This window comes from Vibrio sp. ED002 (genome assembly GCF_023277445.1).
In the GTDB taxonomy this organism is placed as follows: Bacteria; Pseudomonadota; Gammaproteobacteria; order Enterobacterales; family Vibrionaceae; genus Vibrio; species Vibrio jasicida.
The window spans coordinates 786,925-806,181 of the sequence record NZ_CP080238.1 but is presented as its reverse complement, the minus strand read 5'-3'; the positions used below and the strand labels follow the sequence as shown (position 1 = coordinate 806,181).

Below are 19,257 nucleotides of genomic sequence, written 5' to 3'. Positions count from 1 at the left end.
GGGGAGTGAGTTTTAGCGGAAGAGGTAAGGGAAGAGCTTCTTACGTTCTTCTTCTGAAAGCGCTGAGACACGTGCGATATTAGTATCTGGAATAGACTCTGGATCAGGGTAGTGCTTAAGTACCTTTTCCATGCTCTCCTCACGGATCAAATGAAACACTGGGTATGGAGAGCGATTCGTCAGGTTTTCATCATCTTCTGGTTCTGCACCGCCAAAGCAGTAATCAGGATGGAAGGTGGCAACTTGGAAAATGCCTTCCCAATCTTGCTGTTTGATCAAGCCTTCAACCCAATCAATGAAGAAGTTGTAATCCCAGAAATCTTGCAGCATGTTTGGAACCACAACCAAGGTTGTCTCCAGTTTTTCTGGCTCGGTACTACTGAGTTCGATCAGTTGCAGCAAAATGTCTTCAAGTAGAGCTCCTTCTTGCGAGGCTTCACTAACGAAGATTTTGATTTGTTTATTGCGCTGTGGCTTAGCGGCGAACGGGCAAAGATTTAACCCGATCACGACATCATTGAGCCATTGATCGACTTGCTCTGTGATCGCATTGATATCGGTGTTTGGTGATTCTTGTGTTGAGCGCGTTGGCATACGACTTTCTTGCTTTTATGAATGTGGCGCAAGCATAGCAGACCGGTGCCACAACATAAAACCAATAAGGTTTAACGCTTCATTAAGCCGCTATGTCTGCGTTATCGCCAGCGTCGATTCGCTCTATGATGTGTTTTAAGAATGCGATAGCAGCGAACATGGCAATGTACAGTGCACTGCCACCGATGAGTACACTCGACCAACCGCCGTTTTGCCAGCAATAGAGCAATAGGAATCCACCTAAACTGCCACCAATGTAGTAATGCACGAGATACAATGCGGTCGCCGTCGCTTTTGCTTGTGTTGCGTTTTGTCCAACCCAGCCGTAAGCAAGTGTGTGAGTGAAGAAGGCACCAAAGCTGATCAATAACAAACCTGTGAGCATCGCAGGTATGCTTTCAATCACTGCGATCCACATGCCAGCCATACTCACGATAGAGCCCAAAAACATGCCAAGTATCGGCGAAAAGCGTTTACTCCAATGACCGGCGCAGCGGGAAGAGAACGTACCACCCAAATAGCAAACAAAGATGAGAGAAGCTAACCCGACAGGCACATTATGTGGCGCACTGACCAAGCGGAATCCCATTACCGAATAAAGATTAACGAACAACGCAAAGTTCAAACCACCAATCAGCATGGCGAACCACACACGTTGATTTTTGAAGTGTCCGATAATAGCTCGATTGTGATGCCTTAAACTGCTCGAAGAAGGGGTGAAGTTTTTCTGCTTTGGTAGTAAGTAATGGACGCTGACCACGCCGATAAGAGTGAATAGCATCATGACTTCGATTGCAACGTCGATGCTGAAGTTGTCTGCCAACAATCCTCCGCTGATACGTCCTGCGATTCCTCCCAATGAATTGGCTGCAATATAAGTACCGATCGCCATTGAAAATGCGTGTTTATCTAGCTCTTCTGCCATATAAGCAACGGCAACTGCAGCAAACGCGGCAAGTGCAATACCGATCAAAGCTCGGCACACGACTAAGAATAAAAACGAATCACCAAACAGCATTAGTGCGGAGATAGCAGGGATCGAGAATAGACCAAACATCATTACGGGTTTGCGGCCAATCGATTCAGAGAGCACAGCCATCGGGACCAGGCTAAAGGAGAGAGCCAGTGTAGTGGCGGCGAATAACCAGTTCACCTGAGTTTCCGAGATCTGAAAGTGCGCCGCAAAGCTTGGCAGCATCGGCTGAAGGAGATAAAGGTTTGAGAAAACCAAAAAAGAGCCGAGCGCCAGAGATAGCGTAATGCGTTTGTATTCCGGAGTGCCGAAACTTACCATGAGTCCTGCCTAATGCGAGCGAGCAAATATAAAGAAACTGTGATCAATCTATCAGTTAGTTGTGGATTGAAAAAATATATTAAAAATATGGTTGGTATATATTTTTGATCTAATGGAATCTAAACAACTCAAACACTTTTTGGCGGTCGCGGAACACGGCAACATTACTCATGCAGCTAAGGCTTTGCACATTGCTCAGCCAGCATTAAGTATTTCAATTAAGAAGTTCGAACAGTCTCTTGGTGTGACGCTGTTTCGCCGAGAAGAAAAGAAAATCAGCTTAACCAAAGAAGGGGAAATCCTGTTGGTTCACGCTAAGCGAGTAATTCAGCAGTTACACGATGCGCAGTTAGCGATTGATGAACTCAAGGGTTTAGCCAAAGGGGAAGTTCGCCTTGGCACGCCTTCAATGATGGGCAGCTACTTCTTTCCCCGAATTGTCATGGCGTTTAAGAGCCAGTATCCAGATTTAAAGCTGACGCTGGTGGAGGCGGGCACTCAGTCTATCCGTCGAATGTTACTTAATGGTCAGCTCGATATTGGCGTGATCAGCTGTGATGATGTACCAGAAGACTTAGAAACGGATCATCTGTTTACTAGCCAAATGGTTGCCGTCGTGGCTCCGGAACATGATTTAGCTCAGCGTAATGCCATCACATTTGATCAGTTTTTCGAGCATGACTTGGTGATGTTCCAACATGGCTACTTCCACCGAGAATTCTTAGACCACGTGAGTGAAGAGCATGGCTTTACGATGAAGTCCTCATTCGAAACTAACTTGCTGCCGCTCATTCTGAGTATCGTTAAACAAGAATTTGCTATTACCGCGCTTCTCGAATTGGTGACACAACACGAGCAGGGTGTAGTGGGTATTCCATTTGAACCGAGCGTTAAGCTCGACCTTGCACTCGCGTGGCGAAAACAAGGCTATCTATCCATCGCCGACCGTACGTTCATTGACTTTGTGAAGCGGTATGTTTGATTCGTATGTTGAATCTTTATGACAAAAATTATTTATCCTCATTGAATACGGTATGTCGTTCCGGTATATTGTTCTGTAAATTTAATGAGAGAGTAATAGTATGAATCAAAGAGGTTTTAGTCTGATTGAGCTGGTTGTTGTGATCGTTCTGCTTGGGGTACTTGCTGTAACAGCTGCGCCTAAGTTTTTGAACTTACAGGATGATGCAGAAATTGCTGTATTAGATGGTTTCAAGGGAGGGCTTGAGGCGTCCTTGGGTATTGTTAAAGGCAAACACATCATTGAAGGGGAGCCAAAAGAGCTCGTACTTGATGACAACACATCTATTAGCTTTTTCCGTGGTAATACCATTACTGAATATCCAACAGCATTGAATGAGGGTGATTGCGCGAAGTTGTGGAATGCGCTTATTGATGGTTCTCGTGTAAGTGAAGATGAGTCATTAAATACAGAGTTGGTCGCAACGTACGAGAGCAGTGGTGACCCTGAGGTAGGAGGTACGTGTCAATTCACCTACCGCAATGCTGGCTCAGTAGACTACGTGAGTGGAAAAGGTACGGTGACAGTTACCTATTAAAACCAAACTATTCAATGGAAAGCCTCCCTTTAATTGGGAGGCTTTTCTTTTTTATGCAGTTACCTCTTTCTCATTCAGTGGTATCAAAACCCCAAGAGCCACCATGGCAACGCCACCAATTACCGTGAACAATACTCGCTGCGAAAAGATAAATTCAGCCATTTCCGGATTAAAAGGACCTACCGATACAGTAAGAATAAGCAGCATGATACAAGCTGTGGCAATGGTGTAGTTGTGTTCGAGATACACAAGGATGCCGTATAGCGAAGCGATGACCAAACCCCACATGGTTATTGTCATTGCCATGTCGGCGTTGAACGAGCCCAATAGCAATCCCACAGGCAAATAAACTAATGCGCCAAGCAAGGTTCCTGATAACCGTTGCCATGCTTTCGGTGCTAAGTCTTTACTAAATGGGCTATGGATCATCATAAATAGGTAAGCACCTAAAACGGCTCCTGCGCCACCCCATATACCTAACGACAACACTAAGCCGATTCCTAGCGCTTTGCGGCTGGAGTACTTAAGATCAAAACGACCAATTTTATGTGTGGTGTTCATCGAGCCATTCTGGGCATTGGTGTTTCTCCAAACCAGCGTACTAGCAATGATCGCCACAGTGATGCCAAGCACAACCGATACTGAACGTTGAAGCATAAGTTCTGTAGCTGGCATATCTACTGGCATCATCATCGATAACAACATAAACGTCAGCGGCAGAATGTACTTTGGTACTCCTTGGTGGTGTTTATCGCGCTCTGTTATGACGAGTAAGAAGGCAAACAGCGCACTAGTAAAAGGCGCATAAGTGATAGGCACCATGGAAAGTGGTACCGCAGTTAATGTCATGACCAAAGGATGAAGGCTACCTAGTAGGGTGTCTTTCGTCGTACTGAATTTGAGATTGTATAGGTAGTGGATGATTCCCACTTCCACCGCCACAAAAGCTTCTCCGACATCATAAAAATACGCACTGATGATAAGCAGCACGATAGAAAGCAAAAACATGCGGTTGCCTAGGACAAGGTAGGGCCTTGGTGGAATGAATTTTTGAGCGAGTGAATCGAGCATGGCGTATTTCCCCATCCTTCAGTGAATAACAATATGGAAGGTATGAGATTACCAATTTGATGAAATATTCATTGCCAGTTTGCGACAATAGTGATGAAAGCTTGAGCACCATAAAGTGCCCAAGCTTAATGTGACTACGCGGCCTTTTTGTCGCGAGATTCAAAGAAATAGGTCACAAATACCATGTAAGCAACGACCAACACTAACTGCCATATTCGAACGTAAAACTTATCGTCTAGCGCCCCGCTGCTCATGGAGGTGCCCATTAACACCATAAAACCCGTAAATGCGGTGGCGTAGACTGGGGCTTTGGCGGGCTCGGTGTAAATCTTGGTCCCAAGTAACGTAATAACCACCAATATCACAAGCATGTAGATGTACATATTTGGCACCAGAGAAATGGTAACGAAAGCGGCGAAAGCGAGTAGTCCTCCTAACACATTACTGATAACGAAAAACAGTGATGTTTTGCCCGCTTTGTCGCTGGTTGCCATCAGAGAAAGCAGCATGACAAACGCAACGGTGAGCAATATTTGTGACAGTTGGAAATAGAAATAAAAACAAACCAAGGGAAACGACATCATCCAAGCTCGAATCGCAGCATTCCAACGAACTTCTTTGCTTAAGGGGGAAGGAGGAAAGCCTTCAAACTCAGTTCCATCTTCTTCAGGGAAGTAAATATGCGACACGCCGTAAAGCGCTACGGCAACGATACCAGAAAACGCAAAACCGATGCCCACGTCTAACGCGGCTTGCTTGTCGATAATGGTAACCGATGGAATCAAAATCAGGGCAATCATCAAGAAAGTGGCAAACATTACCCATTTTGGATCGGTAAATAGGTAATAGCTCCACAACATGCCCAACGACAGTACAGCCAGAAAACCTATTTTGTACTCTGGCAAGCCGCTCGATACCAAAAAGCCAATGACCGCGGTGGAGATCAACGCATAGCCAAGTTGTTTGACATGCAGGATATGAAAGTGCGGTTTATCGACGATGAATTTTGCAGTCAAAAGAGGCGTACAAAATGCTAAAGGCCAGTTAAACCATAACGCCATAAAAGTAGCCAAACCTACAGTGACAACATAGCGCAGGATTCGACGTTCTTGTTCTTGAGTCAGACTATCTAACATAAGAGAACACGCTCACTAGATTGATCCAAATCTTGCCAAGAAAGTTAAATAGAGCGTTGCTCTCTGTATAGATCACCACATCTGCTTGTCCACCGATGCGCATGAAGTCAACCGCATGTTTATCATCGAGCTTAATGGTCACGGGCATACGTTGTGTATCACGTAGCCAACCATTTTGATTTTTTACGGTGGCTAAGGTGCCTGGCTGATTATTCGCGCCCCATGCAACCCCTAAATCTACGGAAGATACCGTACCAGAGAAGGTTTGTCCGGGAGCATAATCGAGCGCAATTTCAACTTTATCTCCGGCGCTAATATTACCCATGCTGTTTTCGCGGAAGAAGGCTTCAAGCCATAAGCCTTCGCTTTCAACAAACGTCATCAAGGGAGAACCTGCTGTAGCATAAGCGCCTTGCGACAAATTAAAATTGGTCACAGCGCCATCAGAAGGTGCTCGCATTGTCGTGCGTGATAAGTTCAGTTGCGCTTGTTGCAGTTCCAGTAAAGCCGATTGGATCTGAGCGTTCTCTTCACCTGCCGCTCCCACCTGAGCTTTTGCTTTTTCTAGGTTCGCTTTTGCGTTAACGACATCGGCATTTGCTTTATCAATGGCTGCACGAGTTGTGTCTGCATCTGATTTTGAAACCACGCCTTTTTCTGCCATGGCTAAAACTCGCTGCCCTTGGCGTTTAGCATTTTCTTGTGCGACGAGCGCGGTGGTCAATTGAGCTTGTGCCGACATCACACCTGCCATTTGCGAGCCAACATTCTGTCCTGCGATTTTGAGCTTTGCTTCTGCTTGCTTGACCGCAATCTGGTGATCGGTCGTATTAATTTGCAGTAGCACATCGCCTTTTTTGACTTCGGTATTTGGCTTAATGCTGACGCTGTCTACTTGGCCAGAAACTTGTGGGATCAATGAGACGACATTGCCTTCCACGCGGACATTATCGGTCGTCGGAATGATGCGATCTGCCACAATCGCAGTACCAATGGACACCATAGTGAGTGCCAATAATGCATTGGTGGTGCGCTTGACCTTATTAACCGATTGCGGCGTCTGGTTTACTTGGTTTTCTGCTGCTGTCTCTGACATATTCACACTCACTGATGATAGAAAAGAACGGTCAGAGTTTATGAACGACGCAAGATAAGGCGCGAATTAAACTGAGACCGGTTGACTTGAGTGTAAAAATACAGTGTGTGAGTAACTAAAAATTGCCATTACACGACATTTGCTAATTTGAATAGTCGTCGGATTGAGCTGAGGAGCGTAGAGGCTCAGGCGAGATAGGTGGGGGCAGATACAAAAAGAGCCTCTCTTTGGAGAAGCTCTTCAGTGTGGACTAAGTAACTGGGCAATTGGATTGGTTCGTCTCTTAGTTACTGTACATTTTTTCAAAGTTCTTTGGGTTCCAGCCAATCATGACTTGATCGCCAATCTTCAGTACAGGTACAGAGCGAGCCCCCAGAGCATCGAGCTCTTTGCGACCGCGCTGCATCTTTGCGTTGCACAAGCGGTAGTTAATATTTTTCGAATCAAGATAACGTTGAGCATCTTTGCAGTGTGGGCATTTGTCTTTGACGTAAAGAACGACACGTTTCATTCAATTTCTCTCCATTATCGTCGGGAGGCGAAGTTTAGCGAGGTTTCGCAACAAAGGAAAGCTCGAAACCTAAGATGAAACTCTTGCTCATCTCGGGTATATTTAGCGCCTTTCTTTTGTCATAGCAGACTTAATACGCATGCATCCGTCACTTCGATACATTCAAGGTTATCCGCAGAACATTGTCGAGCAAGTCAGTTCACTCATCGATAGCGGTAAACTGGTGCCTTGGTTCGAAAAACGCTACCCAGATAGACACCAAATCAAAAGCGAAAAGGCACTCTACGAATACGCTATAGCGATCAAAAACCGCTACATGAAGAAAGCCGCGCCAATTAGCAAAGTGGTCTACGATAAGAAAATTCACGCCGTCAACAATGCACTTGGTTTGCATAGCGTGATAAGCCGTAACCATGGCGGCAAACTAAAGTCGAAAAATGAGATTCGCATTGCGAACGTGTTTAAAGATGCACCTGAAGCGTTATTACGTATGCTGGTGGTGCATGAGTTGGCGCATACTCGTGAGAAAAACCACGACAAAGCCTTTTACCAACTGTGCTGTTATATGGAACCTGAGTATCACCAACTCGAATTTGATGCTCGTCTGTTTATGATTTACCTCGATTTAAAAGCGAATTCGAATGAAGACCAATAATCACAACGCGAAACAAGCTCAGCCAAAATCGGCGAAGTCTAAGCCGAGCAAAGATGCCACCAAGATCAAACCAAGGCGTGTGAAAAATAAACCGACGGCAAAAGCCGCAAGTGCTGTAAAACGCACTGATCTGAAAACTAACGCCGCTAACCTAAGCTGCGATGTAGAAGTGATCAAAATTGCTAAAAGTGGATTGCATGAACGTAATGCACATCGAGGTCGCTACGATTTCAAAAAGCTGATCACAGCAGAGCCTCAGCTCAAATCATTTGTGATAAAGAATCCGAAAGGCGAAGACTCAATCAACTTCTCCGATCCAAAGGCCGTCAAGATGCTCAATAAAGCATTGCTGGCAGCGCATTACGATATTGAATATTGGGATATCCCTGACACTTACTTGTGTCCGCCGATTCCTGGGCGTGCGGATTACGTTCATCGCGTAGCAGAGTTGCTCGATGGTGAAGTAAAAGGCAAATACGTCCACCATAAAGTGCGAGCACTTGATGTCGGTGTTGGAGCAAACTGTATTTACCCAATCGTAAGTGTGACTCAATATGGATGGCATTACACCGGTAGCGATGTTGACCCAAAATCAATTGAATCAGCACGAGCAATCACAGAACGCAACGCCTCGTTAAACGGTAAGATCGAACTCGTACAACAAACCAGTGAGTCCAATATTTACCGCGGTATTATCCAGCCAAACGATCGCTACGATATTACGACTTGTAACCCGCCATTTCACCGTTCTGCTGAAGAAGCTGCGATGGGCAGTCAGCGTAAGTTAGACAATTTAAAAGCGAATCAGCGTAAGAAGGGCGTGAAGGTTCAAGCTAATCAAGCGAAAACGCCTCAAGTAAAAGCCAATAAACCTGCGCTTAACTTTGGTGGTCAAAATGCTGAGTTATGGTGTGAAGGTGGTGAAGCAGCGTTTATCCGTAAGATGGCGAACGAAAGCCAAGCATTCAGTGCGCAAGTGCTCTGGTTTACCACGTTAATCTCAAAGAAAGACAATGTTCGTCCGATGCGCAAACAACTTGAGAAGTTGGGTGTAAAAGCGATCCGAATCGTGGAAATGAGCCAAGGACAAAAAGTCAGCCGCTTTATAGCTTGGTCCTACATGGACAAATCGCAGCGTAAAGCGTGGATTGAATTAAAGTAATTATTCACAGCATACTGTTCTAACCATTAAAATAGCGCCACTCTGTTGGTGCTATTTTTTAACAATAAATTTATTGATTTAATATTTATAACAAATCTGGTTATTTTTCTGCTTAATAGATTTGTTTATAAGGGCTATCAACTTTAAATAACATGGGGTACTATTCCCCACAAGAAATAGTGTTAATACATGAATAGTTATGTCTGATAATGAACTGATCATTTTTCCTTGGAATCACAATTTTGAGACAGGGATTAAAAAGATCGATGAACAACATTACCATCTCTTTTTATTGGTAAATAAATTAGCCAATACGTTGATTTATGATGACCAAATAGAAGTTGATGGCGTGTTTAGTGAATTAAAGGACTACGCTCAATATCACTTTTCTTTCGAAGAAAGTATCTGGAACGAACACTTTCTCGATGATGTTTGGAATGATGATCACAAGAAAAGTCATGCGTCGTTCGTCAACGAAGTCATCAAGATTCAATGTGAATCTAAAACCCTCAACTGGCAAGAATCTATCGAACATATTCTGCAGTTCTTAATTCGTTGGCTCGTATTCCATATCATCGGCGACGACAAGAAAATGAGTGTCGCATTGAAAGAGTTGGAATCTACCGATTCTTTAGAGACGGCAAAAGTGAATGCGGTAGATACACTGCAAGGTATCAACGGTTTAGTCGCAGATACCGTGCTCAAAATGTATTTTGAAGTGTCTACTCAATCCATCGAGCTTGTTAGAGAAAAATATCGTCGTTTTGTGGCAGAAAAAGAGTTGAGATGTCTCAACAAAAAGCTGCAAGAACTTGCGATAACGGATGAATTATCGGGTCTGTACAATCGTCGATACTTCAACATCATGACGCCAGACATTCTTTCTAAAGCGCAAGCAGGAAAGCAAACTGTCAGCTTTATTTCCATTGACTTAGATTACTTCAAACAACTGAATGACGAGCTTGGTCACCTAAAGGGCGATGAGGCCATCACCAAGGTTGGGACGTTATTATCTTCGCAATTCAATGGTGTTGACGAAATCGCTTTTCGAATGGGTGGGGAAGAGTTTTTGATTGTGCTTGTCGACTCAGAGCATGAACATTGCGTTGAGCGCGCAGAGTCATTGAGAGAATCGATCTCTAAACTTTCAATCCTATGCGAAAATAATGCTCAGGCTCACTTGCTAACGAGCTCTATTGGCGTATTTAGTCAACGGGTAGAAACACACTTAGACATTCGATACTTCTTAGATAAAGTAGACCAGTGTTTATATAAAGCAAAACTGAGTGGAAGAAATAAGGTTGTTGCAGAGTCTATACTCATTATTGAATCTAAATAAAAACTACAGGTGATTTTTATAAATATAATAAAAAGGAAAAGTAATACCATAATTACCACTTTTCTTTTGAGAGGCTCTTAAAAATCAATAACAATGAATCTGATTTATTGAATGAGTTGAAGTTATCAGCGGCCCTCTGATTAAAAAGCAAACCTGTAAACCTTCATGACAGAATTTGTAATCTGTTTTTATATTTCTTTCTTTACCGTAGCTATTTCAGTCATTAATGATCATTCGCTTCGAACCGATGCAACTTCGTCGGTTTATCTGTTGAACCGACCCCATATTTACTGTTTGCTCAGTTATGAGAGCTCGCACTTTCAAACCGGACTTTTGTCCTGAAACTTTGCCCTGTTTCCTCATTATGATTGCGCCATCAGAACGAAAGAGGAAAACACTATGACTGCTCATATCGCAGGTTCTGCAGAAGATTTTGCTTCAACTGTTATCATGCCGGGCGATCCGCTACGCGCGAAATATATCGCTGAAACCTACCTAGATGATGCCAAACTGGTTACGGACATTCGTAACATGTTGGGCTACACCGGCTACTACAAAGGTCAGCGCATTTCAGTGATGGGGCACGGCATGGGCATTCCATCAATGGTGCTTTACGGTCACGAACTGATTAATGACTTTGGTGTGAAACGCATCATCCGAATCGGCAGCATTGGCGCGACGCAAAAAGATGTTCACATGCGTGACGTTATCCTAGCCCAAGCGGCAGGCACAGATTCACCGACGAATGCTAAGCGCAGCAGTGGCTACCATATGGCAACGTCTGCTACGTTTGAACTGCTGCACAACGCTTACATGTCTGCGAAAGAGAAGGGTATTGATGTCAAAGTGGGTAACATCTTCACAGGCGATCTTTACTACGATCCGGATGAAGACATGATCCCAGCCCTAGAGCGCTTTGGCGTGCTTGGTGTGGATATGGAAGTAGCGGGCTTGTACGGCTTGGCACACCAATTCGGCATTGAATCGCTGGCGATTTTGACCGTGTCTGATCACTGCATTACTGGTGAAGAAACCACAGCAGAAGAGCGTCAACTTTCTTTCAACAACATGATTGAAATTGCGCTAGAAACTGCGATTAAAGCTTAACCCTACAATTAAGTTTTCTTTGAGAGCTGGCTCGCTGGCTCTCTCTAATACTAAGAACATCTATCTCATGAGCCCTTGGAGTGAATTATGAAAAATAAAATAACACTCACCGCAATTAGCTTTCTCGCTAACTTCATTATGGCGGGTTTTGCGACCCAATTTGGTATGTTGGTTGAACCGCTAGCCAACACCTTTGATGCGAACGTTAACGAAGTCGCATCGATTTTCTCGCTATTAAACGGCGGCGCACTTGCCGGTACTATCGCGGCTTTCTTTCTGATTGAAAAAGTCGGCATCAAACGCATGACCGTATTGTGTTACGGTGCGATTGCCGCTGCGGCACTGAGTCTATACGTTGCGCCATCTCTGTTTATCGTAATGCTTGGCATGACCGTAATTGGCTTCTGTGGCGGTGTCGGTCTTTGTATCGCGGGTACTATCGTCGTATCGGTATGGAAAGACAAAATTCAAAGCACCATGCTGGTGGTTCAAGATGCGACCTTTAATGTTGCGGGCGTTGTTTTCCCTTTGATTACGACATATGCACTGACTAATGCCATGAACTGGAGCATCAGTTACCTAAGCGTGGGTGTAGTGGCGTTGGCAACCATGTTTGTTGCTCTGCTGACCAACTTTAACCAATATGGTGGTGAAAGCGGCTCTGAGCAAGAAGCAAAATCTGAATGGAACTTCGGTATCATCAGTGGTGGCGTAGGTTTGTTCTTAGGTATGCTTGCGCTATACACCTTTTTAACTTGGGCGCCAATGTTCGTAAAAGAGAAGTTTGATATCCCATTTGAGCAAGCAGGCAACATCATCACTCAATACTGGTCTGCTGCTCTGGTTGGCGCGTTGGTTTCTACCGTGATTGTTTCGCGCATGAAGATTCAAACTTTCCTAGTGACTATTATCTCTGTTGCTATGGTGATCACCAGCGTTATCGTTACTACGGATAAACTAGAATGGTTGTCATACCTGACTTACGGTTACGGCTTTGCTTGTGCTGCGCTTTACAATGCTTTCATCGCTTACGGTGTATCGTTTGTGCGTAATGCAACCAGTAAGAACGTGTCTTACATCTTAATCAGCGGCAGTGCGGGTGCGATGTTTAGCCCAGCTATCAGTTCGGTAATGGAAAGCGTGGTTGGTCTGCAAACCGTGATGTACGCCATCCCAGTTATCTACGCAGTAGTCGTCGCAATGCTGGTGGTTTCAATGAAGTTTAAGGCAGTAGAGCAAACGCAAGCCGCTTAAATTAATTAAGTGACCCGTCCTGATATGGGTTGACACTTTTAGTTAAAACGCTCGATGAACTTCATCGGGCGTTTTGTATTTTAGAGCTGTATGTGGCCTCTGTTCATTATAGAGTTTCACCGACTCAGCAACCATTTTCTTAGCTTCATTCAAGTCGTTCGGCTTAGTCAGCAAGTACTCCATCTTTAAAATACCATTTACTCTTTCAGCTAGAGCATTTTGATAGCAGTCGTATCCATCAGTCATAGAGCATGTCACGTGATATTTTCTGTGTAGTGACTGATATTCCTCAGAACAGTATTGAATACCTCGGTCAGAGTGATGAATAAGCTCGCCCTCATATAGCCGCTCTTTCAAAGCCTTCAGGAATGCACTTTTAACGGCTGGCGTCTTCATATTATCATCTAGATGATACCCAACTATCTTCCTCGAGTAGGCGTCAGTGATTAAGCTGAGATAAGTATTTCCCGCTCGTGTTGCCAAGTAAGTGATATCAGCGACCCATAACTGCTCCGGTTTATTTGGAACCATGCCCTCTTTGATTCGGTTTGGATGGCAGTGGAACCGGTGATGGCTGTTTGTTGTTCGATGATAAGCCCTTCGGTTTACGACCAATAGGCGATGCTGTTTTAGCAATGAAAACAGACAGTCTCGCCCTATATAAATGTTATTCTGACTGAGTAAGTACTTGAGCTTTCGAGTTCCTAATCGAGGATGTTGAATCCTTTGCTCTTTGACGAACCCAATGACAGATTGCTCTTTCTGAGTTCGCTGAAGCTCGAGCGCGTAGCGTTTGTAAAACGCCTGCCGAGTAATCCCGATGAAGTGGCAAGCTTTAGTTACTGTGAGCCTTTTGACCGTTTTTTCCTTAATAACTCGGCTTTGCGCTTCTTTGAGATTCGGACACCGAAATCCCTATCCATTACTTTTACGACAGCCTCAAAGAAGTCCGCTTTCAGTTGAGTTTCTTCAAGTTGTTGCTCGAGTTCTTTTATCCGTTGTTCTGGAGTTTGAGTAGAAGGAGAATCAGGCATGCCATTACCTACTGTGTTTGGTTTCTCTATTCCTTTAGACCAATTTAGCTGACCGTGCTTACGAAGCCAAACTAAGACAGTAGACCGGCCTTGTATCCCGTATCGCTCTTGAGCTTGTTTATAGGTCATCTCACCTTTTTCTACTTGGTCAACAACCGTCAATTTAAAGGCAAGAGAATAATCTCGTTGGGTTCGTTTACTCGTTGATTTCATGACATTCTCCAATTTCATGTTGGAAATGTGTCAACCTTATTTAGGACGGTACAAAGAGAACAAAAAGGTCTGCACTGTGCAGACCTTTTCTCATTTACGATTGAAGAACTCAGCTATTCTTCAACAAAATTACGTAGTCCGTCCAAATCGAGAATACGTAATCCTTTCTTTTCTTTGGCGATAAAGCCTTTGCTTTCAAGCTCTTTCACCGCGCGGCGATAAACACGGTCTGAGGTGGCAAATCGCTCCGCTTCCAAATAGTTCTTTTGGAACCCATCCACTGGCAGGTCATTTAAATACTGATGATAGATGTCGTACGCTACGTTATAGGTGATTGGGTAGAGTAATCGGCGAGAAAGAATCTCCACCGTATCTTGGTAATCAATCGCGATGGCGCTGGCAAAGTAAAGCGACAGTCGAGGCTGTTCTAACAAGCATTTTTGCAGCTTTTGCGCGTCAATAATCGCAACTTCAACCGGTTCTACCGGAACGATGTCCATTTGGCAGCGATAGCCGGTAAAGAACTCCATCTCACCAAAGACTTGTTGTTCACACTCAAGCGTACCAAGCAGAAAGGTTTTGCCGTTTCTTGCCGTGACACCCATGGAGATACGACCGGAATCGACCAGATATAAGTTTTCGACATGCTCACCTTGGGTAAGGAGCTTTTCGTTTTCATCAAAAATTCGGCGCGTACAGATGCAATCTCGGATCGTTTTTTCGATGAGATGTTTATCTTCACTCCATTGCGCCTCAAAGCGTCCTTTACCTAGGGTTTGTAATTGCATCGACGTACCTTAAATGACAATTCCCGTTAGCTCAAAACGTGCCATTAATGGCTTGCTCTCTTGCTGATACCAACTTGCTGGCATGTTGGGTTTAAGCTGGGCTTTTTCTTGTTTGCTGATCACAACATAGCGCAAAAACGTGTCGAGTGTGCTCGCCATCATTTCAAAGCTCATATCGCCATCTTTACTGATGGTTTTTAATAGTCCAACGACCGTATCTTCCGGTATCAATGGTTCGATAACCGCATGTTTGCGCTCGGTAATTGTCTTAGAACAAGGTAGTGATACACGGGCTGTTTCCCAACACACTTTGTTGGTTTTACTCACGAGGTTGTGTTTGTAGCAGTAATAGCTAAACAAAAAGCGTGACAGGTTCTGCCAGCGCTCAGCTTGGACTTCTAACCAAAGGTGTTGCAGCTCGATATCAGCGTCAGTCATGGGAATGAATCAGAAAAGGAAAAGAGGGCGTAGTGTAACTCGGTTTGAGGGCTACGCCAAAAAGACCGCAGAAATAAAATAGAAAGAAGCCCTACACAAGTCTGAGCTTAGGTAGGGCGTTAACGTTAAATGATCATGCTACGAACATTTTTACGAGTTAGAACTGACCGAGATATTGCCAATCAGCGTTGTTTGGGTTTGCCTCCGTTGGCCAAGGGAAGTACCAATACTTGCCGTCAATGAGGCGGTAGTAATGGTAACCACCACGGAAGTGGTACACGTAAATATCGTTGATGGTTCCCGTGTTGTTGTTCTCACCCCAAATTCCCATGCGATCTTGTTTGTGCCACGTCAAGATTTCCTCTTCAAACTTAGCTAGGTCACTGTTGAGCTCAGCAATGTACTGTTCAATATCCGTATCGCTACCAATAAAGCGCCAATCAGCGTCAGAGGTGTTTTGAACTGGCAACGCGCTGTTCACTCCCGGACGTTTTTGCATAAAGTAACGGCGCTCACCACTTTCATCGGTATCAATGAAAATAGCGTTCTCAGATTGTCCCCATGCCGTTGAACTCGCTTGTTCCCACGTTAGCAACTGCGGTTGATTGAAGTAGCCGGCAATGCGCTGTGCATTGTCGATGTTACTACGATCGACTTTCAGTGGGTTAAAATCAAACTGGACATGGTTTTCCGCTGAGCCTAGGTACTTCCAGCCTTCATTGTCTGCTTGGTTGGTTGGGAAATCCGCCGCAGAGATGTCACGCATTAGGAAGTAATCGCGAGTGCCGGTGACTGGGTTAGGGTACACGTAAAGTGCACCAGCGCGGCGTTCTGCGCTTGTCTCACCATTGTTCAGCACACCCGCTCCGTAGTTGTCTGCTACGAACTTGTCGAAGTCAGCCACAAAGCCAAAGTCGACGCGGTTTAACGCTGCGTTGTCGGCAAACATGACTTGTTCATCAATGTATTGTTTGTAACCGTGCTCCTGACCAACAAAGATAGGACCAACAAGCTTGTCGATCGCTGGGTTTTGATCAGGGATCAAACTATCTAGCACTTGCTCACCATTCACGTCAGTACAACTTAAGGTGACACGAGTCGGTAGTGGCAGCTGCTCTAGGTTAAAGTGGAACTTATTGCTTTGTGAGTCGTTTAATCGGCTACTTGCAACCGCAATGTTCTGTACTGAGCCATCCTGACGCTCCACCGTAACCGCACAGCTACGTTGAGAGATCATACTCGGTTGATGCATTCCACCTTGATGTCGAGCGTAACGCCAATCCGCTCCGTTGTTGTGTTTCACGCCACTAAACTGCTGGCAGTGGGAAGAGGTAAAGTAGCCCGCACCGTCATGGCTCGTGCCAGATTTATCAAGCACGCAAAGTGGCACTTCGCCAATTTCGGTGTTCGGCGTGTAAGTCACAGCACCTTCACCGTATTTAGACAGCAACGAGTAGTCATGATCTTGAGAAATCATGTGCTCACGCTGACCATTGATGTTCCAGTACATGTCTTCGCTGCTTTCACAGCGCGCCATATCCGCACTGATCGTACCAACGAAGTTTGCACTTTCGCCGTTGCTTGCCGTGTAGGTGAACTGACAAATACGAGCTTGCTGATTGTTGACCTTCATCGTCTGCCACAAATCTTGTTGAATTTGCTCGTTAGACAAAGAAGACACAGCTTGCCAACCCTCCGGATGATAAGTTACGTCTGGTGCAGAAGTCTGCTCAAACACGTTGCCGTAGTTGGAGTAAATCAGCGGGTAAACTTGGCTTGCAAGTTCGTTACGCGGATCGTAAATGCCTAACAGGGTGACAACAGGCACGCCTGCTGCAGTAGGTACTGGCGTATCGGTTTGTGCTTCTTCGTAACTTTGGCTTTCTTGATTCCAACGAGCATAACCAGTCGAGCTGTTTAGGTCGACGTTAAAACCGTTATTGAGCCAAGTTTGTACGCGGCGAGACTGAGAAGGGTGCTCTAACGTGTAATGACTAATGGTGCCTAATAATGCGGCTTCGCCACCAGCTTGAGCGTCACGCATAAAGCGGAATTCACCCGCAAATGGTGGTACCACTTCACCACCCACATCGTTAGTCGTGGCTTCACCTGTCCAGTGTAAGTTACCGATAAAGCGGCGATGCAGAGCATCCCAACCCCAGCCAGATTCTAAATCGTGCGTAGAAGCATACCAAGGGTAGTGACCCAGACCGTAGTTATGACCCAGCTCATGCGACCATTCGTTACCTGTTGTTGCCGTTAACGTCACGATGCCACCGCCGCCACTGCCGCCATGGTCAATAATACCGTTGGTGTACACGCCGCGGTTGGTGTGCGCAGTAATGTGATTGAAGCGTTTATTGTAAGCTTGCGAATAGCCAGCACTATCGGTAATGCCAACGTTCGCATTATTCACACCTGTAGAGACCAGTGCTTTACCAATGGCTTCACGCATGTCACCACCGTGCCAGCCACCTTCACCATCGGAGCTTGTGGTGTAAACCTTACCGTTTGGCAGCGTCACTTTCGGGAAATAAGCTGCAGTGTAATCCGCCATCACCAGTTTAGATGCTGGGATTTTCTGGAAGTAATCGGCGCTGAGTTTTGCCATATTTTTGATCATGGTGTTGCCATCACGCGGCGCCGTGAGCATACCCATGTCGATGTTTTGGATGATAAGCTCCGGTGCGCCGCCAAAGACAAGTTCATTGGCAGCTAAGTCGCCTTGGCGATCAGTGTTATCGGTTAAGCGCAGCGACAAGCCGGGCTTCATCCAATCCCATTGCAGCGGTAGTGACCACGCGTGATGGGAGAATACCACTTTAGAACGTCCATTATCTGGCTGATCGGAAGCCGCAAGCGCGCTTGGTGGCAGCATTGGGAGCCGAGTGATGACAGTGCCTTCAAAGCTCACTTCTACCCAAACTTTTTGAACGGTTTTGTCTTCTGGCGTGAATAAAAGCAAAGCTTCACGGCCTATCACCAAGTCAGGGAACAGGTTCACATCGTTTTGATTCGGGGCGGTGGTAGTATGGGTTTGAGCAAAATGGATAGAACCAGTCAAATCGCCATTCAAGTGATTGTCTAGCGGCAATTCGTCTGCGTAACCAAGGCGTGCAGCACTTGTCGTGAACTCAATCTTTTGTGGCTCGATACAATCGATCGCATTACATGACGAAAGCTCCGCCGTGTACCGAGTGTCTGGTTTCAGGTTACCAATGAACAAGCCAGATTGAACGTTGTCATAACGAACGGGCTCTGAACCTGATTCGGTCAACGTCAAAACCACATTGTCATTCGCGTTTTGCGTAGCCCATTTTAGCTGAACACCTTGATCTGAAACGCTGGCTACGTTCAATGCATTGATGCTTGGCGCAGATAGGTCGCCACAATCAGAAGTCTCGATGTTTTGAATCATATCTGACTGCCAAATGTATTCGCCATTTGGACGCATAGAGCCGCGGGCAGCAGGGATATATTCTACGTAGCAACCTGTGTCGTCTGGGTTCATCACACCAAACTCTTTGTGCATCAGATAGAAGCCGCCGTTGTACATGATGAACTCCCATTCAGGACCGACGAAGTTCACCACATTGCGGTAGGCTTGGTCTTGATCGCCGAATAAGAATGGGAACTTAGGGTAGCCATCAAAGTTCACCCAGTATTCATAGCCTTGGAAATCAAGGTAGGTTTCGCCATCGCGTTGAGATGTACCTTGACCTTTGTCTGCTAACTGCTTGAGCATTTCTATGCGTTCAAAGGTTTGGTTTCCGATTTCGACCAAGGTTAGGTCGTGGTTCGCGTTTGCGAAAGTGGCTGTACTTCCTAATAAGGATGAGATCAGCCAAGCGAGCGTGTTTTTCTTCATATTAGACTCTACTTTTGCCAATTGAATAGACATTTATGTGTCGCCAGAAGCTCGACACAGTATGGAGGGGGATTACATAAGCACTCTTAATGCAAGTGGCTTATGGATTTGATTATCTGATGGGAACCGCCGACGAAA

General features: G+C 45.3%; 17 protein-coding genes. 7 read left to right on the top strand and 10 right to left on the bottom strand.

Annotated elements, in window-relative coordinates:
* Nucleotides 1–12 precede the first annotated feature (12 nt).
* Together ITG12_RS03850 and ITG12_RS03845 are read right to left on the bottom strand one after the other, a co-directional pair.
* Complete coding sequence (locus ITG12_RS03850) at nucleotides 13–594, bottom strand: DUF1415 domain-containing protein (protein ID WP_248873670.1); 582 nt, start codon at nucleotides 592–594, stop codon at nucleotides 13–15.
* A gap of 82 nt (nucleotides 595–676) precedes the next feature.
* Nucleotides 677–1,888 carry an MFS transporter gene (locus ITG12_RS03845; protein ID WP_248873668.1) on the bottom strand — a complete coding sequence of 404 codons (1,212 nt, stop codon included), beginning with the start codon at nucleotides 1,886–1,888 and terminating at the stop codon, nucleotides 677–679.
* A gap of 112 nt (nucleotides 1,889–2,000) precedes the next feature.
* Between ITG12_RS03845 and ITG12_RS03840 the strand changes: the two genes are divergently transcribed.
* Together ITG12_RS03840 and ITG12_RS27715 are read left to right on the top strand one after the other, a co-directional pair.
* Nucleotides 2,001–2,870 (top strand): LysR family transcriptional regulator, encoded by an 870-nt coding sequence (locus tag ITG12_RS03840; protein ID WP_248873666.1) that lies wholly within the window; start codon nucleotides 2,001–2,003, stop codon nucleotides 2,868–2,870.
* A gap of 100 nt (nucleotides 2,871–2,970) precedes the next feature.
* A complete protein-coding gene (locus ITG12_RS27715) occupies nucleotides 2,971–3,447 on the top strand; it encodes a prepilin-type N-terminal cleavage/methylation domain-containing protein (protein WP_283102922.1) in 477 nt (158 codons plus the stop codon).
* A gap of 51 nt (nucleotides 3,448–3,498) precedes the next feature.
* Here the strand turns inward: ITG12_RS27715 and ITG12_RS03830 are convergent, their stop codons facing one another.
* From ITG12_RS03830 to ITG12_RS03815, 4 genes are all read right to left on the bottom strand, one after another.
* On the bottom strand, nucleotides 3,499–4,518 hold the full coding sequence (locus ITG12_RS03830) for a hypothetical protein (protein WP_248873664.1): 1,020 nt from the start codon (nucleotides 4,516–4,518) through the stop codon (nucleotides 3,499–3,501).
* Between the two features lie 134 nt (nucleotides 4,519–4,652).
* A complete protein-coding gene (locus ITG12_RS03825) occupies nucleotides 4,653–5,654 on the bottom strand; it encodes a DUF2955 domain-containing protein (protein ID WP_248873662.1) in 1,002 nt (333 codons plus the stop codon).
* Nucleotides 5,644–6,750 (bottom strand): HlyD family secretion protein, encoded by a 1,107-nt coding sequence (locus tag ITG12_RS03820; protein WP_248873660.1) that lies wholly within the window; start codon nucleotides 6,748–6,750, stop codon nucleotides 5,644–5,646. Before ITG12_RS03820 ends, ITG12_RS03825 begins: the two co-directional genes overlap by 11 nt.
* 283 nt (nucleotides 6,751–7,033) lie before the next feature.
* Entirely contained in the window at nucleotides 7,034–7,261 is a 228-nt protein-coding gene (locus tag ITG12_RS03815; protein WP_038874778.1) for a glutaredoxin family protein, read from the bottom strand.
* A 139-nt stretch (nucleotides 7,262–7,400) separates the two neighbouring features.
* Here ITG12_RS03815 and ITG12_RS03810 point away from each other — a divergent pair, with 139 nt between their 5' ends.
* The 5 genes from ITG12_RS03810 to tsgA all read left to right on the top strand — a co-directional run bounded on the left by ITG12_RS03810 (nucleotide 7,401) and on the right by tsgA (nucleotide 12,778).
* Nucleotides 7,401–7,916: a M48 family metallopeptidase gene (locus ITG12_RS03810; RefSeq protein WP_005427832.1), complete on the top strand. Its 516-nt coding sequence runs from the start codon at nucleotides 7,401–7,403 to the stop codon at nucleotides 7,914–7,916.
* Nucleotides 7,903–9,078 carry a 23S rRNA (adenine(1618)-N(6))-methyltransferase RlmF gene (gene rlmF / locus ITG12_RS03805; RefSeq protein ID WP_248873658.1) on the top strand — a complete coding sequence of 392 codons (1,176 nt, stop codon included), beginning with the start codon at nucleotides 7,903–7,905 and terminating at the stop codon, nucleotides 9,076–9,078. The genes ITG12_RS03810 and rlmF overlap by 14 nt, the downstream gene beginning before the upstream one ends.
* Nucleotides 9,079–9,277: 199 nt before the next feature.
* On the top strand, nucleotides 9,278–10,417 hold the full coding sequence (locus tag ITG12_RS03800) for a diguanylate cyclase (RefSeq protein WP_038874784.1): 1,140 nt from the start codon (nucleotides 9,278–9,280) through the stop codon (nucleotides 10,415–10,417).
* Nucleotides 10,418–10,816: 399 nt separating this feature from the next.
* The gene (gene deoD, locus ITG12_RS03795) at nucleotides 10,817–11,524 is read left to right on the top strand and encodes a purine-nucleoside phosphorylase (protein ID WP_005439921.1); all 708 of its coding nucleotides are present in this window, start codon (nucleotides 10,817–10,819) and stop codon (nucleotides 11,522–11,524) included.
* Nucleotides 11,525–11,611: 87 nt separating this feature from the next.
* Nucleotides 11,612–12,778, top strand: coding sequence for an MFS transporter TsgA (gene tsgA / locus ITG12_RS03790; RefSeq protein WP_248873656.1), 1,167 nt, complete (start codon nucleotides 11,612–11,614; stop codon nucleotides 12,776–12,778).
* Nucleotides 12,779–12,820: 42 nt separating this feature from the next.
* Here tsgA and ITG12_RS03785 read toward each other — a convergent pair.
* The 4 genes from ITG12_RS03785 to ITG12_RS03770 all read right to left on the bottom strand — a co-directional run bounded on the left by ITG12_RS03785 (nucleotide 12,821) and on the right by ITG12_RS03770 (nucleotide 19,119).
* Nucleotides 12,821–14,025, bottom strand: a protein-coding gene (locus ITG12_RS03785; RefSeq protein WP_248873654.1) for an IS3 family transposase whose coding sequence is annotated in 2 segments (ribosomal slippage) — nucleotides 12,821–13,638 and nucleotides 13,638–14,025 — 1,206 coding nt in all. Because the reading frame shifts where the segments join, the coding sequence is not laid out codon by codon here.
* 113 nt (nucleotides 14,026–14,138) lie between these two features.
* Entirely contained in the window at nucleotides 14,139–14,813 is a 675-nt protein-coding gene (locus ITG12_RS03780; protein ID WP_038873229.1) for a Crp/Fnr family transcriptional regulator, read from the bottom strand.
* Between the two features lie 9 nt (nucleotides 14,814–14,822).
* On the bottom strand, nucleotides 14,823–15,251 hold the full coding sequence (locus ITG12_RS03775; RefSeq protein ID WP_248873652.1) for a hypothetical protein: 429 nt from the start codon (nucleotides 15,249–15,251) through the stop codon (nucleotides 14,823–14,825).
* 157 nt (nucleotides 15,252–15,408) lie between these two features.
* Nucleotides 15,409–19,119: a M66 family metalloprotease gene (locus ITG12_RS03770; protein ID WP_248873945.1), complete on the bottom strand. Its 3,711-nt coding sequence runs from the start codon at nucleotides 19,117–19,119 to the stop codon at nucleotides 15,409–15,411.
* Nucleotides 19,120–19,257: the final 138 nt, after the last annotated feature.

Bases quoted from the DNA above. Each gene is read 5' to 3' on its own strand.
- ITG12_RS03845 (WP_248873668.1), bottom strand. From the start codon at position 1,888: ATGGTAAGTTTCGGCACTCCGGAATACAAACGCATTACGCTATCTCTG.
- ITG12_RS03810 (WP_005427832.1), top strand. From the start codon at position 7,401: ATGCATCCGTCACTTCGATACATTCAAGGTTATCCGCAGAACATTGTC.
- ITG12_RS03825 (WP_248873662.1), bottom strand. From the start codon at position 5,654: ATGTTAGATAGTCTGACTCAAGAACAAGAACGTCGAATCCTGCGCTAT.
- rlmF (WP_248873658.1), top strand. From the start codon at position 7,903: ATGAAGACCAATAATCACAACGCGAAACAAGCTCAGCCAAAATCGGCG.
- ITG12_RS03770 (WP_248873945.1), bottom strand. From the start codon at position 19,119: ATGAAGAAAAACACGCTCGCTTGGCTGATCTCATCCTTATTAGGAAGT.
- tsgA (WP_248873656.1), top strand. From the start codon at position 11,612: ATGAAAAATAAAATAACACTCACCGCAATTAGCTTTCTCGCTAACTTC.
- ITG12_RS27715 (WP_283102922.1), top strand. From the start codon at position 2,971: ATGAATCAAAGAGGTTTTAGTCTGATTGAGCTGGTTGTTGTGATCGTT.
- ITG12_RS03780 (WP_038873229.1), bottom strand. From the start codon at position 14,813: ATGCAATTACAAACCCTAGGTAAAGGACGCTTTGAGGCGCAATGGAGT.
- ITG12_RS03840 (WP_248873666.1), top strand. From the start codon at position 2,001: ATGGAATCTAAACAACTCAAACACTTTTTGGCGGTCGCGGAACACGGC.
- deoD (WP_005439921.1), top strand. From the start codon at position 10,817: ATGACTGCTCATATCGCAGGTTCTGCAGAAGATTTTGCTTCAACTGTT.
- ITG12_RS03830 (WP_248873664.1), bottom strand. From the start codon at position 4,518: ATGCTCGATTCACTCGCTCAAAAATTCATTCCACCAAGGCCCTACCTT.
- ITG12_RS03850 (WP_248873670.1), bottom strand. From the start codon at position 594: ATGCCAACGCGCTCAACACAAGAATCACCAAACACCGATATCAATGCG.
- ITG12_RS03775 (WP_248873652.1), bottom strand. From the start codon at position 15,251: ATGACTGACGCTGATATCGAGCTGCAACACCTTTGGTTAGAAGTCCAA.
- ITG12_RS03800 (WP_038874784.1), top strand. From the start codon at position 9,278: ATGTCTGATAATGAACTGATCATTTTTCCTTGGAATCACAATTTTGAG.
- ITG12_RS03815 (WP_038874778.1), bottom strand. From the start codon at position 7,261: ATGAAACGTGTCGTTCTTTACGTCAAAGACAAATGCCCACACTGCAAA.
- ITG12_RS03820 (WP_248873660.1), bottom strand. From the start codon at position 6,750: ATGTCAGAGACAGCAGCAGAAAACCAAGTAAACCAGACGCCGCAATCG.